General features: G+C 31.1%; 11 protein-coding genes. 4 read left to right on the top strand and 7 right to left on the bottom strand.

Annotated features, from left to right (window positions below):
- Nucleotides 1-6 precede the first annotated feature (6 nt).
- Nucleotides 7-594 (bottom strand): ankyrin repeat domain-containing protein, encoded by a 588-nt coding sequence (locus tag NMK29_RS08765; protein ID WP_091405301.1) that lies wholly within the window; start codon nt 592-594, stop codon nt 7-9.
- 226 nt (nt 595-820) lie between these two features.
- On the opposite strand from NMK29_RS08765, the gene NMK29_RS08760 reads away from it, so the two are divergent.
- Nucleotides 821-2,902, top strand: a complete 2,082-nt coding sequence (locus NMK29_RS08760) for a helix-turn-helix domain-containing protein (protein WP_108804253.1) — start codon at nt 821-823, stop codon at nt 2,900-2,902.
- Nucleotides 2,903-3,177: 275 nt separating this feature from the next.
- Here NMK29_RS08760 and NMK29_RS08755 read toward each other — a convergent pair whose 3' ends face one another.
- Nucleotides 3,178-4,110 (bottom strand): nuclear transport factor 2 family protein, encoded by a 933-nt coding sequence (locus NMK29_RS08755; RefSeq protein ID WP_234424298.1) that lies wholly within the window; start codon nt 4,108-4,110, stop codon nt 3,178-3,180.
- 344 nt (nt 4,111-4,454) lie between these two features.
- Here NMK29_RS08755 and NMK29_RS08750 point away from each other — a divergent pair, with 344 nt between their 5' ends.
- The gene (locus tag NMK29_RS08750; protein ID WP_108804254.1) at nt 4,455-5,888 is read left to right on the top strand and encodes an RICIN domain-containing protein; all 1,434 of its coding nucleotides are present in this window, start codon (nt 4,455-4,457) and stop codon (nt 5,886-5,888) included.
- A gap of 121 nt (nt 5,889-6,009) precedes the next feature.
- Here the strand turns inward: NMK29_RS08750 and NMK29_RS08745 are convergent, their stop codons facing one another.
- From NMK29_RS08745 to NMK29_RS08730, 4 genes are all read right to left on the bottom strand, one after another.
- Entirely contained in the window at nt 6,010-6,609 is a 600-nt protein-coding gene (locus tag NMK29_RS08745; protein ID WP_108804255.1) for a DUF6642 family protein, read from the bottom strand.
- A gap of 116 nt (nt 6,610-6,725) precedes the next feature.
- Nucleotides 6,726-9,029, bottom strand: coding sequence for a S41 family peptidase (locus tag NMK29_RS08740; RefSeq protein ID WP_108804256.1), 2,304 nt, complete (start codon nt 9,027-9,029; stop codon nt 6,726-6,728).
- Between the two features lie 106 nt (nt 9,030-9,135).
- The gene (locus NMK29_RS08735) at nt 9,136-11,124 is read right to left on the bottom strand and encodes a serine hydrolase (RefSeq protein ID WP_108804257.1); all 1,989 of its coding nucleotides are present in this window, start codon (nt 11,122-11,124) and stop codon (nt 9,136-9,138) included.
- Nucleotides 11,125-11,191: 67 nt separating this feature from the next.
- Nucleotides 11,192-12,436 (bottom strand): serine hydrolase, encoded by a 1,245-nt coding sequence (locus NMK29_RS08730; protein WP_108804258.1) that lies wholly within the window; start codon nt 12,434-12,436, stop codon nt 11,192-11,194.
- A gap of 177 nt (nt 12,437-12,613) precedes the next feature.
- On the opposite strand from NMK29_RS08730, the gene NMK29_RS08725 reads away from it, so the two are divergent.
- Both NMK29_RS08725 and NMK29_RS08720 read left to right on the top strand, forming a co-directional pair.
- Complete coding sequence (locus tag NMK29_RS08725; RefSeq protein WP_108804259.1) at nt 12,614-13,606, top strand: sensor histidine kinase; 993 nt, start codon at nt 12,614-12,616, stop codon at nt 13,604-13,606.
- A 1-nt stretch (nt 13,607) separates the two neighbouring features.
- Nucleotides 13,608-14,303 (top strand): LytTR family DNA-binding domain-containing protein, encoded by a 696-nt coding sequence (locus tag NMK29_RS08720; RefSeq protein ID WP_108804260.1) that lies wholly within the window; start codon nt 13,608-13,610, stop codon nt 14,301-14,303.
- 161 nt (nt 14,304-14,464) lie between these two features.
- On the opposite strand, the gene NMK29_RS08715 is transcribed toward NMK29_RS08720, so the two are convergent.
- On the bottom strand, nt 14,465-15,634 hold the full coding sequence (locus NMK29_RS08715; RefSeq protein ID WP_108804261.1) for an aspartyl protease family protein: 1,170 nt from the start codon (nt 15,632-15,634) through the stop codon (nt 14,465-14,467).
- Between the last annotated feature and the right edge of the window lie 3 nt (nt 15,635-15,637).

Below are 15,637 nucleotides of genomic sequence, written 5' to 3'. Positions count from 1 at the left end.
TATGTTTTATTGCAACATCATAGCCACTACAGGTCTTGCTTTTTCCAATTCGTTAAGGTCTAATGTGAAACCCATAGGTTGCAATTGAAGAGTTAACATTTCATAAATAGGTTTCATTTGCGAAAATTCGCCTAATACAGTTTCTCTTGGTGTTGCCCCAAAATTGTTTTTTATAGTTTTATCTGCTCCAGCATCCAACAATAGTTTAACCATTTCTATTCTTCCAAAAAATGCTGCAGTGTGTAATGCTGTGCTGCCATCATTGTTCTTTATGGATAAATCAACATTTGCTTTTAATAACTCAACTACGATTTTAGGTCTGTTAAAAGTCACTGCAGTTAATAAAGGTGTAGAACCACTCATGTTTTCTATTTTATTGATATCGGAACCATTTTCAATATGCTGTTTTACAACCTCGAAATTATTTGAGATTATCGCTTCATGAATATCTTGACTAGGTTTAGCAATCTTCTCATTTGAAGTGGCTGTTGTGCTTTTGGTTTCACTTTTTTGTGAACACGATGTAAATGCAATTGCTATAATACATATAATTATAGCTAAACATCTTGATTGAATTTTAATTGGATTTTTCATGATTTTAAATTTTAAATATTATTATCTCGATTTGATGATACAAAGATGCAATCAACGTTGAAGCAACAGTAAATAGTTATGAATCAAGAGTTATGAAGTTTAATGCAGTCTTATAAATTATGTAGCAAGACTATAAATTATGATGCAAATCATAATAAAATCAGAAAAAGCCGATTTAAAAATCTGTGTTTAAATTTTACTTATCTTCGTTTTAATTAATCAAAAAATGACTCAAGACTCTACTTCAAATTCTTTTTTATCGCAGGCCAAATCCGCAGTTTTAGAAAATATTTCTAACGAGCAATTTGGTGTTTCTGAATTGGCTTCCAAAATGAATATGAGTCGTTCGAGTTTACTGAGGAAAATAAAAAAGCAAAACAATTTGTCTGCCAGTCAGTTTATCCGAGAGATACGTTTGCAAAAAGCTGCAGAAATGTTGGGAGAGACTGAATTGACTGCTTCAGAAATTTCATTTGAAGTTGGCTTCAGCAATCCGTCCTATTTTACAAAATGTTATCGTGAATATTATGGATATCCACCTGGTGAAACAAAAACCAAAAAACAAGAAGAAAAGACTATAAAGCCAAGCGATGATAAAAAAACGGAAGAAACTGTCACAAAAAACAGGAACATTAATAGATATATTATTGCAATTACGACAATAGCTATAATTGCTATTATTTACTTTTTTAAGGACCAATTCACTTCTGTAGCTTCCAAAGAAAATAAAGAAAAGTCGGTTGCCTTTTTACCTTTCAAAAATTTAAGTGAAGATAATTCTAATCTATACTTCATCAATGGAGTCATGGAATCTTCACTAAATAATCTTCAAAAAATTAAAGATTTAAGAGTAATCAGTAGGACATCTACTGAAAAATATAGAAACAATCCTAAAAATGTTTCCGAAATCGCCGAAGAATTACAAGTCAACTATTTGATTGAAGGCAGCGGACAAAAGATAGGAAATGAAGTACTTCTAAGCATTCAATTGATAGATGCAAATGAAGATAGCCCTATTTGGTCTGAACAATATAAATATGAACTTGATGATATCTTTGAACTTCAAAATAACATCGCGAAGAAGATAGCCCTTGCTATAGAAGCAAATGTAACACCAAAAGAATTTGCACTTATTGCTAAAAAACCTACTGAAAATCTAGTAGCTTATGACTTTTATCTAAAAGGATTAGAACATCAAAATGAACAAAGTGAAGAAGGATTACGTAAAGGTATTTTGAATTTTGAAAAAGCGATAGAAGAAGATTCAAAATATGCTGATGCTTATGCCCAAATTGCCATTTGTTACTTTTATCTAGATGAAAATAAAATTGAAAAAAAATATGTAGACAAATTAAATGAGTATGCAGACAATGCTTTGTTGTATGATGCTACTTCAGAATTACCTCTGATTGCAAAAGCGCTATATTATATAAATGTAACCGAGTTTAAGTTAGCGATACCTTATTTGGAAAAAGCACTCGATTATAATCCTAATGCCTCTTCTGTAGTATTATTTTTATCTGTTTTATATTCTAGAGTGGTTCCTAATACTAGTAAATACCTAACTTATGCATTACAAGGAATCAAACTGAATATAGAGGCTAATGATTCTGTATCCAAGAGCTATATTTATTTGAACTTGAGTAATGCCTTAGTTCAAAATGGGTTTACAAAAAAAGCTTCTGAATACATTGAAGAATCTTTGAAATATAATCCTAGAAACCCTTACTCTACTTATTTAAAAAACTTTATAGATTATGCCAATAACAAGGATTTAAAAATCTTAACAAGCAAAATGCTTATAGAATGGCAAAAAGATACTACACGTACTGATATTACTCAAGAATTGGCTAAGATGTATTATTTTCAAGAAGATTATAATAACGCATTATTCTATTACGAGAAATATATTGACATACTTACTACCAATAAAATTGACCTGTATCCTGCAGAGAACATCAAAATTGCATATACCTATAATAAAATGGGGTTTGCTAATAAAGCTGAGCAATACTTAAATAAATATAAAGACTACTTAGAAAAAGATGAGTCCATTTATAAAGAGGCAAGTTTAGCTGTGCTTTATCTTTATGAAAACATACCAGGCAAAGCCATAGAAGCTTATGACAAGTTTAGTCTACAAGATGATTTTCAATATTGGGTAATTTTGTTTATCAGAGAAGATCCGTTATTAAAACGATTACAAAATCATCCGGAATATGAGGAGGTTATTGGTAAAATAGAAATCAAGTTTTGGGAACAACATAAAAAACTTAAAGAAACTTTAGAAAAAGAAAAACTACTATAAATTATTGAAATTTTATTCCCAACAAATTCAAAATTATTTGATTGTTTCTTGTGGATTTTCTTTAATAAAAATATTTTTTATTTATTAATCCAATTCCTTACACATTCCCCGTTACCTCCTATTTCAGATTATGGAAATCGCGAATCTCCTAAGATCGGCTTCCCTTATTTTCCCACCCTTCGACAACACTTCGACACCCTCAATGTAACAGCTCAGGAGCCACATCGTTTTGAGAAATATGTTCCATTATCTTTTGTAAAGCATTCTTCTCTATCTTATTTATCAACCCTGGTTGCAGTTTTACTAATAATTCTCCAATCATTTTTAATTTTTTTAAGCAAGAATAAATCAATATATACCCAAGCTCTATCAGGACCAGCAATTTCAACTTTTGCTGTTGCTATATCTTTTGTAACGGTAATCTCTAAAATTTTAGCGTCTCTCCCGTTGAACTTTCCCTTTTCTGCGTTTTTGAAAAAATCAGCGTATTCACTTGGAGAATATCTTTTAAAATCTCCATCCCTGTTGGTTAGATATAATGTAGCGTTGTCTGAAAAAGCACTTAGTAACATTTCTCTCTTGTTATAAGAGCTACCTTCCATATACTTCTGTAATGCTTTTACAACTGCAGGATCATTAGATGATTCTCTATATGTAGAAGCGTCGCTTATTGGATAAAAATCCTCTGTTATCATAGAAATCTTTTTATTGTTTTCTTTTTTAATTAAAAAAGATCCTCCCCAAACTACCTGAGGATAGTCTATAACTTGCGCTATCATTTCGCCTAAAGATGGAATAGTACTTTTAAATTTTTCTATAGCTTCATCTTTTGGAGCCCAACGGAATTCTACATTTTTATTTGTTGGCAAATCATTAGTCGTAGATTTAGCGACATAAACTTGTCGTATACTTACAGTATTATTAAAGTCAAATTTATAAGTAAAAACACCTTTAAGATTTGGTTTTGTAATGGATACTCCATATTTATTAGAGATACTATCGATAACTTCATTTATAGTGTGTCTTTTTTCATAAAATGCACCTATTGTTATCCAACCTATTGTTGCTTTTTTTAATAAAATATCTCCATTATAATTAACAATAACTAAATTAATTGCAGATGTATTCACATCTTTATCAATGTTAGATTGGGCATTTATACATTGAATTGTAAGCAGCATCACTACTACTAGGATGTAATTTTTCATATTGACTGTTTTTAATATTAATAAGCTGCAAATGTCTAATGTTTAAACGCTGTTTCCTACTTACATCACGATGTTGGCATACAAAATGTACTGATAAAACATATTTTTGGAGTATCTGAAGAATTATGATACAGTATCGTCTTAAATTCCTGTTATTTTAGAGGAGCTCTTGAATCTTCAATTTTGTCAAGAAATTTTAAGCAAATATGCCATACAAAAGAACTTTGCGGATCTTTAATTCTATGATTGGGTGATATCCCCCTACTGTATTAGTGTTTTGCCTATTGGTACTTCTTTTTCATTGTTAGTTCTTTGCGTACTTATTAATCTCAAAAAAGGAAAAAATGAAAACTATTCAATTAACTATAAAAGCCCACTACCTACTATTGTTTTTATTTTTTGCTACCATAAATACATTTTCACAAAATTGGGGTTCGGGCTGGGTTTATATCCAAAACGTTAAGACTGGCCTTGTTATAGATGTTCAACATGATGTTAAAGCAAATGGAACAAATGTTTGGCCATATTCTATAAATTATGGTAGAGCGCAGATGTTTCGATTTAGTAAAAATAATATTCCAGAAAGATATGGTGAAGATGCACGTTACATTATGGCGTACAACAATAGCAGTATAAGTTCTGATTTTTATTTATCTGCTAAAACACCTCCTCTGGTAATCAAGGATAATAATACTAAAGAACCTTCGGGTTCTGGAATAAATAGCCCAGATTTGGTGCAGTCACCAACAGCTGAAGTTGTGGCTCCTGATCGACCAATTAGCAGTAAACAAATAGCAAGAAATTTTGTTTTCTCTATTGAAGCTAAACGTGAAGTTGATGACGCTACTATATCTGTAATGGAGGGTCTTAAGACATCATCAGTACAAGCACATAAACAAATATGGAAAATAACACCAGTTGCTGGTGAGGTGGATACGTATTATATCCAAAGTGCTCATTTTGACAAAAAAATGGTCATAGAACCCTTAGATTTTAGTTCTGGAGGGACGCTAGTAATGAGCTCATTTACTGGTAATGATATTCAGAAATGGAGAATTTTAAAAACTAAACCTAAGAAAGCAACAGATCTTATACTTTCTAATTTTGAGTGGGAAGAAAACTATATTCAATCACCATGGTATAAGCCTTGGAAATGGCACTATGTTCAAAAGATTAAAGGAAAATTATCATGGACCAATTCAACTACTTCAGACTTAACAAAACAATACATTCTTATTGATGGTGGTAGTAGCTCAGATTACGATCCAATTGTATTAGATGGAAACAAAACTAGCTATGAGTTTGAAATAAAAAGCACTAAATCCGCAAAGACTAAAGAACATTGTTTTACGATTAGAGGACGTAGTAAATGGATCGCTCAAAATACGATATTTAGCGATGACTTGTGTGAAAAACCTGAATTTAAAGAACAAGCTCCTCCGACAACAACGCCGCCAACAACAATTAGCGCTAGTAAATTAGTTGTTAGTAATTGTCATAATGATAGAAAATCAGTTCGTTTGTGGACTTATGATCATACAGTTAATGATGGCGTATGGAAAGATCAGGGTACTTTAAATAGTCAATGGCAAGGATCCGGATGCCCAGAAGGTTCGCCAAAGGAAATCAATTTGACCGATAATCACATATATACTTTCGTTGCAATAGATTGTGGGAATGCTCCTCCCAATCAATCGCAAGGTAGTTGCCATAAATTCACTTCCTTTCAAATTCAGGGCAATTCAAAGGGATCATCATTCCCAATTAACATATCATAAGGAAATAAATCTATCTGTAATTGAAGGTGATTTTACTGATATTTCTAATCGAATAATCCTAATTCCCCATTTGGCTTATTCTGTAGAAAAAATAAATTTCATGTACACTTAAGATCTCAGTTTAATAATACAGTCTAAAATCAAGGAATTTACAGATTTTGTAATGTCTTTGATGCAACTCTTCTACAACATCTAACATATTATCATCTTCTTTAAACAAGTTAAAGAATGCGATATCAAGATTGGAGCTAGTGACTCCATTATAAGAATTACCGTATCCAGAAACACCTTTTGCACCTGTGATATCCAAAAAATATTGTGCTTCTTCTTCGTCTAAATCCAGCGCTTTTGCATTAGAAAAATGTAAAATCTTTCCTTTTAATTTCCCTTCAAAAATTTCTGCAATTTCTTGTAAACTATAATAGTAATCATTTAAACAAATACTATTTGCTTCGCCCGTTATTACCAAATAGATGATTTCATAGTCTTTAAAATTATGATCATCCAGCACTAATGTATTTAAACTAGCTTCTAAACCTTCAATAGTATCACAGGTTTTATAAATACTGGCTACGCCATATTGAGAGGTCAATTGTTCTAATTTTTTCTGTGCCTCAGTAATCTCGTTCGTTTCTATATCGTCAACCGCTTCCAAACAGTAAATAAAATAATCTGCATCGATTAATGGCTCTTGGGGTAATTGCTCTCTTTTTTCTAACAAATCTTCAGAATTTATGAAATGTATACGGATCACAAAAATAGTAGATCTCTTTAATCTTTTTTAGTTAATTTATATAAAACACCCATAAACTATAAGTGTTTTATATATCTATTGTATTACTTAAGATTAAAAATATAATCTAATACTAAGTCATTATCCTTTAAAATATTTTCCATTTTTATTTCTATTTTTTTATCTGGAATTATTCCTTTATTAAGTGGTAGTTTTGGTACATTCACTGATTCTCTCTCTGTCCCGATTTGTAAAACTAGTTTTGTGTTTTCTAAAGGTTTTACTCTTCTTCCGGGATGTGTACTGTAGGTTCCTCCGGTCTCTTCTCCTAGTATAATAGCTAACTTATTGTGTTTTACAACTGCTAACATTTGAGCTGTAGCAGATGCGGAACGACCATTGGTTATGACAAAAATATTTTTATTACTTATGGTATTATCTGTTTTTGGTTTTACAATTGCTGGTCTATTTCTTCTTTTATTTAGCTCATTATCTTCATAAAAGTTTATTTCCTTACTAGTGATATATGACAATAAGTGATTCGTGCATGCAGGGTTTCCTCCTCTATTTCCTCTTAAATCTAAAACTACCTTCTCTATATTTTCCTCTATGATTTTTTTCATATAAACGTCAATCTTCTCTTTGAAAAAATCAATATTCTGTTTTCCTCTTGGAAAATAACTAAAATTCTTAATTCTTATAATAGCAGTCTTATGTTCTTTTTTTACATCTAAACTTAACCTAGGTGTATTTATTATTTTAGATTTATAACCTGGCGCAGGTTCATCAATAAAAAATGTAGTAGTAATTTCTTTTTCGGTATTATAAGGTTTAAATTTTATCTTATAAGTCCTACTAAAACCGAAGTAACTGTGATAATAATATAAAAAATTGATGTTTAAATCTCCTCTATAAAAGCGCTCATTAAAAGCATCTGCAGAAATCGTTGTTTTTAAACTCTTATATATATCTTTTGCAGTAATTCCGTTAATTTCTATTATTTCGGAACCAACATTCATTGCTATATTTTCGATACAATTATTTATAGCGTACATTTTACCATCTTCAAACCATACGATCAACGGTAACCAATATTTATATGGTACGCTAAAAAATCGATTATCAACTATGCGCGTATGTAAACATCCTAAACTTGCAACTATAGGAGCTACTACTTGATAAAATTCATTTATTGACATTGAATCTTTTAGTTTTTCCCGTTGTGCATCTACTAAATTAGTATAAGACACTTTATCTATAAACTCAAATTGAGTGGGATGCTGTTTTAAGGTTGTTAATAGCTGATTATAATCTGCTACTAATTTTTTTCTTTCAATAGTACTAGCGAGATTTATAAAAACAGAATCTTTAATCTTTGCAGTAGGTATAGTATGATGATATTCTGTTTTTAATAATCCTGCTGAATCATCTTGGTTATAAATATATTTTACACGCGTTACACCTCGTTTTTTTTGTATTTTACTATCTGTATCAAAACTACTACGCTCAATTAAATTACCAGTAGTACCAAATTTATATCTTGAATAGGCATCATTACTTCTTTTATCCAACATATAATTCCCATCTAGATCAATAGAAGCATATTTTAAGCAGTTTCCTTTTTTATCATAAGTGGCAAATCCTCCTGCAGTTCCTAAAAACGAACCAATAACGGGTTTATTTTCAGCATTAAAAAATTGGAAACTAATCAAATTATTATTCTCGTCATATGTCGCTTTATCTATAGCTATTCCAGTTTCATCATTTATTAAATTTAGGTTTTTATCTACATTATTCATGGCTAACAATATTCCATTAGCATCGAACTTATATACTACATTATAAAACTTATAATAAGGACGCATTGGTACATTAGATCCACTGATATCTTTTCTGGTCTCTAATACGGTATTCGTTTTAATGTGTTTCCATTTGTATTCAAATATTTTCCAAGTATTATTAATAGGAGTATCATTTTTATCATAAAATCTTAAGCTTACTCGCTTCCCCTCTTTGTTATAGGCATAAACTTCTTTAAACACTCCCATCCCGTTGGTTGTGGGTTCACCAACTGAATTAAAAAATGTTCTTATTTCTTCATTACCGATGTATTCAATTTTGGTTTTGGGAGCTAAAGCTCTTTTGCCGTCAAGTATACCACTCCTATTTAATTTGATAAGCTTATTCTTATATAGATATTCGATAAGAATAAGTCGGTTTGATGCATCATAAGTTAACTTAAAATGATTGGTGTTTTTGCTTTCGTCTTGGGTTATTGGTATCCTACCTTCAGTTTTTGAATATGGTGTTTCTCGAAAAATCAAATGGTTAAAATACTTAATTGTATCAGATTGAGCTGCTACTTGAGCTACTAAGACTAAGAAGAAAAGAAATAGGCGTTTTTTCATGATTGATGAGTTTTATGCAAATATAAACTAAAAACTTAGTTTGAACTAATTTTTTAGTTTATATTAATATTCATCAATCTAAATCATTGATATTAAGGTGTTATATTTATTGAGTAACAAATGCAGGGATAATGATTTCAGAAATCGGAGTCATTATTTTGTCTTCTCTATCATGGCCGGATATAACTATGGTTAGATCGAGCGCTGCTATCACTATTACACGTTGTCCTCCACCTCCCCACGCAAATGAGGCATCATAGCTTTTATTACCTACCTGTACGCTCGTTTGATACCAAAAATATCCATAACGATAGTCTTTAGGCATCCAATCCTCTGTGGGTTTCACAATACCACTAGTGGCTGTTGCAAGATATTCTGCAGAAATAAGCTGTTCGCCATGTAATTTCCCTTTATTAAGAACCAAGTTACCCAATTTAATCATATCCCGCGACATCATACTTACGCGCCAACCTGCTTCTGGCAATCCACTTATATGGTTAGACCATGTATAATTTGTAATACCAAGTTTATCAAGTAATTCAGTTTTAATAAAATCCTCAGCGGTTCCTGGTACGACTGCATCAATAACAGTCATGACTAGCATTGGATTAAAATTACCATACAAATATGTCTGAGATTCTGACGTTATTGGTTTAGTTTGCTCCAGAAGCGTCTGAACCAGTCCCTGACCTTTTAACCGAACGGAATCATTCTCAATATCTTTCCATGTATCGTTATTTATAGTTAATCCTCCATGCATAGTCAATGCTTTATGAAGTGTAATTTTTTCGGCTCCTTTGGTAATTTTTTCAGGATTAATATCTTTTAGAAAACTAATCAAAGGTTTATTTAGATCTTCCATAGATAGGTACCCCATTTGCATCGCTCTTCCTAGAACCAAACTAGTATACGCTTTTACTGCTGATGCTTGTCCATGAGGCACGTTAATACGTCCTTTTTTATAATAAGATTCAAAAACTAATTTGTTTTTATGAGAAACGAGAACTGCATCATAGCTCCCATGTTTGCCTTCAAAAATCTCCTGAGAAAGGTTAAGAATTGCATTTCTATCCTTAGTATTCACAGCTAATGTATCAACTGATATACCGTCGTTTCTGTTCTCTGGTGTTGTACTGATATATGGATTATTGAGGTGTGGAGTCGACCAGAACGAGATATCATTATTCTCACTTGAAACATGATTCATCATAGATGATAACCAAGTAACACTGCGTACTGTCGTCATAGGAAATGCGGTTCCATGAGTACCCTCAATCACTTCATTTAAAACTGATAAACCACTATCTCTCCTATCTTTTAGTAATTTAATAAACTCTTCGATAGGTTCCATATCTTTTTCTAACGAGCCATATGAAATAAAAACATTCGCATTGAGGCTTGAATTTCTATTTGACGCATCAAAAGGTCCAAATTTCGTATTAAGTTCAGACAAATAGGCAACTTCATTTTTGATCGATGGACTGCCAAGAATGTAATTATTAAAGGTATCAGGTTTGGATAATAATATGTATGCTCCAAATTCTCCACTCATTGAATAACCAAAATACGTACGACTGTTTGGATCAGTTCTATAGGTTTTGTCCACATAGGTAATAATATCATTGCGAATGAAATCTAAATGTTTATTAGCTTGTCCGAATTGATATTTAAACTGAATTTCTGGTTTGTTCGATTTACGAAAGCTATAATCCCGATATCGACTCACATGCTTGCCTACTTCTTTTTTTAGGTCTTTATTAATATCTAATTGCCAGGAAATCCCAACAAGAATAATATCTTCTAAGATGTATTCTGTAGAACCAGATAGCATTTCGAGATGCCACATCGCATCTGTGTAATAAAGGACTGGATAGTTTTTATTATTGTTTTCAGAATAATCCTCAGGTAATTCTATATAAAGTTCATAATTTCTTTCTGTCTTAGTATCTTTTATGGGTACTACCTGAATTTGTGGTAATACTAAGGAAGAGCTTTCTACAGTTGATGCGTATTCTTTTACACTACTTTTCTGCGTAAAAGCATTGTTTGTTAGTATAAGAAGAATTAAAATTAGTAGTCCTTTTTTGTTTTTCATAATTATTGTTATATCTATGTGTTAACTAAGGTTTTGATATTTACGGTACTATCTGCGGTAGTTCATTTTATTCAAGATCAAACAATCCTGATTTTGAAAGCTGTCTAGAAATCACATCCAATTGATTCCTTTGGCGATCAATATTAGATGTTCCATAAAATGCAATAACCAAATCTTTAGAAGGAGATATGTAAAGACCTTGTCCTCCATGGGCTCCTTTATAAAAGTCACCATCATCATATACCGCGCCCCACTGATAATTGCTCTGTATTAGTTCTTCTGAATATCGTGACTTCCGTTGGAGTTTTTTATTTATGTTCTGGATTTTAGATAAGTGCGCATCAGAAATAATTGGATCTGCGTCTTTTCTACCGCTTGGTGTAAATGCAAGACCGAATCTAGCAAGATCTCGCAGGGTTGTTGACATACCATCTAAATATGAAAGAGAGGTTCCATTCGTATTGATTCCCAAAAGGGCACTATATTCTGATCCTATTTTTTTCCATATTTCTTTTTCTACAAAATCTCGAAAACTAACACCGTTAATTTTTTCTACTAGTAATGTTAATATGGAAGCATCTGCATTGGAAAATTGATATTCTGTTCCTGATGGCTTAACGGATTTTAATGTCGCTAAATCTTTAATTGGGTCAAAGCTTACTTCATATTCATCAACTAGAGCCCAACCAATTCCGGAGCTCATAGAAAGTATATCTATTACAGGAACATCCTCCCAGCCTGATCCTTTAAGAGATTCAAAGTAGTAATCAATAGGTTTGCTAGTATCAATCAAACCTTTATCCTCTAAAATAGCTACTGAAGTACTAACAAAAACTTGGGTTATTAGCATATTAATATGTAAATCAGTAGGAAACATTCTAGGATAGCCTTCGAATACGATTTTACCTTTATGAATTATAATTAACCCATTAACTTCTACTTGCTGTACATAATCATTTAATGATAGTCCGCCGCCTTTTTTTAAATCTGTCGGTGTGATAAAGTTTTTTACATCATCTCTTGGCGTTTCTTCTAGAATTTTCGGCCTATCAGCCCTAAGTATACGCGAATGTTGTTTTATTTCGGAGAAGTGTAGGTAAAAATACCGCTCCAAATCACCATACATCGTCCAATTTCCACCTTCATAAATATGCTTATGGTATGCATAAGCTTCTTCTTTTGTAAATCCAGTATAATTATATGTTTCATACTTTGGACTTGTCGTTTTTATGGTATTAGAATGTTTTTTTTGCTCATTTTTACACGCAATAAAAAGAACTATAGTGAAGAGAATTAGAATACAGTTTTTCATAGATTATTTATAAATGTCCAATAAATCTATAATATTATCTCTGCTTTAATAGCTTAAAAGGGATCAGCATAACAATTAAATGACAAAACCATTTCGTCATTGATATACCCGTTTTATAAAGAAATTATGACGATTAGTATTTATAGATAGTATCTTTATTAGCTATTAAATGAGTTTATGATTAAAAAAACTTTTAAGGACACCATACTCCTTAACATCGGAGCTTTTGTATTGGTGCTCATCCTTGAACTATTAAGTGGATGGATGCTCATAGATCGATATGATTCGTCTTTTTCCTTTTTTTTATGGGCACTTAAATATGCCATTAATATTATGGCAGTTATTTGGATAAATCATTTTGTTCTTATTCCATACTTTTTTGATAAGAAAAGATATTTTATATATGTACTCTTAGTTATTGGGAGCATATTTCTTATTGCCTATATAGAAGCTTTTGCTAACAACAGTTGGCCTGGTGTTACTAAAACTTTTCTATTTCATTTTTATACTACAGGTACTGGTATGGCGGCTTTTTTTTTAAGAAGAAATATGATTATCCAAAAGGAAAATGCGGAGAAAGAAAAATTACAAAAAGAGATGGAACTCACTTATTTAAAGGAGCAAGTGAATCCTCATTTCTTATTTAACTCATTGAATAGTATTTATTCACTTTCTAGACAACAATCTCCAGAAACTCCAGATCTTGTCATGCAGCTTTCAGAATTAATGCGTTATCAATTGGAAAGTTCGAAAAAAGAAGCAGTTCCATTAAAAGAAGAACTTGAATTTATAGAAAATTACTTGTTGCTTGAAGAAAAAAGATTAAGTAAACGATGTACTATTGAGTTTTTGATTGAAGGCGATCTTTCTGGATTAAAAATCTCACCAATGTTATTAATCCCTTTTGTAGAAAATGCTATTAAACACGGTGCACAAAGTACTAATGAACAGAGTAAAATTGATATTTCTGTCACTATAAAAAACACTACGCTACATTTTAGTGTAGTTAATTCAAAGCCTACGATGATTACTGCAACAAATAGAAACGGACTAGGGCTTGAAAATGTAAGAAGACGTTTGGGTTTATTGTACCCTAATGCTCATACATTGGATATTGTCGATAACGCAAATGATTATTACGTAAATTTAACTATTAATCTAACTGTGTAATATGATAAAAATAGGTATTGTCGATGATGAATTATTAGCTCGTAATGTACTAGAAGAATACTGCTCTAAAATTGAGAATTTTGATATTGTAGTTAATACTGGAAATCCCCTTGAATTTATCAATTTCATTCAACAAAATGATGTTGATCTTATTTTTCTTGATATAAAAATGCCTGAACTTACTGGGATGGAAATTTTACGTTCTCTATTAAAACCACCTAAAGTGATTCTAACCACAGCTTATTCGGAGTATGCGTTAGAAAGTTATAATTATGGCGTTGTAGATTATTTATTAAAACCTATAAAACTAGAACGCTTTTTGAAAGCGATAAATAAAGTTACTGCTTCAAAAATAACTGCGCCTAAAAAAAATAGTGCAAGCGAAGAACTTCAAATAAAACACGATGGCGTACCGGTTAATATTTCATTTTCATCAATTCTATACATTCAGAGTTTTGGAAATTATTTGAAAATCTTTACTGATTCTAGAATGTATCTTATTTCTGAAACACTCATTAATATCACTACTTTATTATCTACAGATTTTCAGCGTACACATAAATCATACATTGCCAATTTAAACAGAGTTTCAAAAGCAACTAGAACCCATTTGTTAATTGATGATAAAAAAGTACCTGTAAGCGCTATGTATAAGGTTATTGTATTTGAAAAATTAGAAGTTTTAGCGAAATTATAAAATAGCTAATTCCCATTTCACATCATAAAATGCTTCCCTCCTGCATTTCTACACGTTTAAACACATTCTCGTCTAATAACAGGTGTTCTTTGGTATTTAATTAGTAAACTTTAAAAGAAAATACAGAAAATTATTAAACATACATCATCCAGCATCTAAAATCAAATCAATCGTTTCAATAAAATTTGTACTGTCTTTAATGTGCCATCTTCTAATTGCACAGTTATGGATACTATTTTGTCTTCACTTCGTAATGCTTTTTGGTAAAATTGTTTGTCTTTTTCCTTAATACCGTCTATAGAAATTAGTTGCTGACCAGCTCTCAAACCTTTATCATAGGCCATACTAGGTTTAGAAATTAACCTGATAAAAACCCCTTCTTCCTTCTCTTCTAGATGAATTCCACTTAGTGGGAAATTAAAAGCATCATCAAATGATTTATTTGGTTTTAAATAGATTTTCTTCTTGTTGTAGTCCAGTATAAAATTGAATTTACTTATATATTTTAGTCCAAGATTACCCATATAAGCCTCTTTAGATGACATTCCTTGTTGAGCGTTTGAAAGCGCAATAGGAATTTCTGATAACTTGAATTTTTTAATCTTTATAAATGGAATAACACCATTCTCGACCTTTCTATAAAGGGCATCAATTCCTCTAGCATCAGTAGTTGTTAGTTTTTTGAATTTCTTAGTAAGCTTATGGTTATTTACAAATGGTGAGTTGAAACTAAATGGTTCGGAAGCATTACCAGTGTCAAAAAGTACTTTTCCTGAAAATGATTCATTATTAGGGAGCGATAAAGAAATTTTTATTTCTGGGGTACAAAAAGATTCTGAAAAATTTATAGCTGTGTAGCCTTTGGTATCTGGTTTACCTTTACGCTTATAAAAGCTAATTATTTTTGTATCAAAATTAGTTTTGGTTACATACTCTTTAAATAAATCAAAACCTATAAGACCATTGATTTTGCCTAAACTAGATAAGTCCGTGACATACAATTCTATATCTTTTAGTTCTATTTTATTGTTTAAAGAAATGTGTTGTTTTTGAGTTTTTTTAACATCATTATTAACTCCTGAAGTTCCTATGATTTTTGCACCTTCTTCTTGTAATGCTAAATTTAATTGTTCAGCTATTGTCTTGTCTATAGCAGTAACTGAAGAACCCGTATCTAAAATAAAATTTGAAACATCCGAATTGTTGATTTTCAAAGTTATTGTCATATTGCCATCTTCATTTATAGCAAATGGAATTTGACCAATAGGTTTGTCTTGTCCAAAAATTATTAAAGGAAATAAAATTAGAGTGATTGTAAAATACGTTTTCATTAA

It is taken from the genome of Aquimarina sp. Aq107, from assembly GCF_943733665.1.
Lineage (GTDB): Bacteria > Bacteroidota > Bacteroidia > Flavobacteriales > Flavobacteriaceae > Aquimarina.
This window is presented reverse-complemented; position numbering and strand designations above follow the sequence as displayed.

Bases quoted from the DNA above. Each gene is read 5' to 3' on its own strand.
- NMK29_RS08750 (WP_108804254.1), top strand. From the start codon at position 4,455: ATGAAAACTATTCAATTAACTATAAAAGCCCACTACCTACTATTGTTT.
- NMK29_RS08765 (WP_091405301.1), bottom strand. From the start codon at position 594: ATGAAAAATCCAATTAAAATTCAATCAAGATGTTTAGCTATAATTATA.
- NMK29_RS08715 (WP_108804261.1), bottom strand. From the start codon at position 15,634: ATGAAAACGTATTTTACAATCACTCTAATTTTATTTCCTTTAATAATT.
- NMK29_RS08755 (WP_234424298.1), bottom strand. From the start codon at position 4,110: ATGAAAAATTACATCCTAGTAGTAGTGATGCTGCTTACAATTCAATGT.
- NMK29_RS08730 (WP_108804258.1), bottom strand. From the start codon at position 12,436: ATGAAAAACTGTATTCTAATTCTCTTCACTATAGTTCTTTTTATTGCG.
- NMK29_RS08740 (WP_108804256.1), bottom strand. From the start codon at position 9,029: ATGAAAAAACGCCTATTTCTTTTCTTCTTAGTCTTAGTAGCTCAAGTA.
- NMK29_RS08760 (WP_108804253.1), top strand. From the start codon at position 821: ATGACTCAAGACTCTACTTCAAATTCTTTTTTATCGCAGGCCAAATCC.
- NMK29_RS08735 (WP_108804257.1), bottom strand. From the start codon at position 11,124: ATGAAAAACAAAAAAGGACTACTAATTTTAATTCTTCTTATACTAACA.
- NMK29_RS08725 (WP_108804259.1), top strand. From the start codon at position 12,614: ATGATTAAAAAAACTTTTAAGGACACCATACTCCTTAACATCGGAGCT.
- NMK29_RS08720 (WP_108804260.1), top strand. From the start codon at position 13,608: ATGATAAAAATAGGTATTGTCGATGATGAATTATTAGCTCGTAATGTA.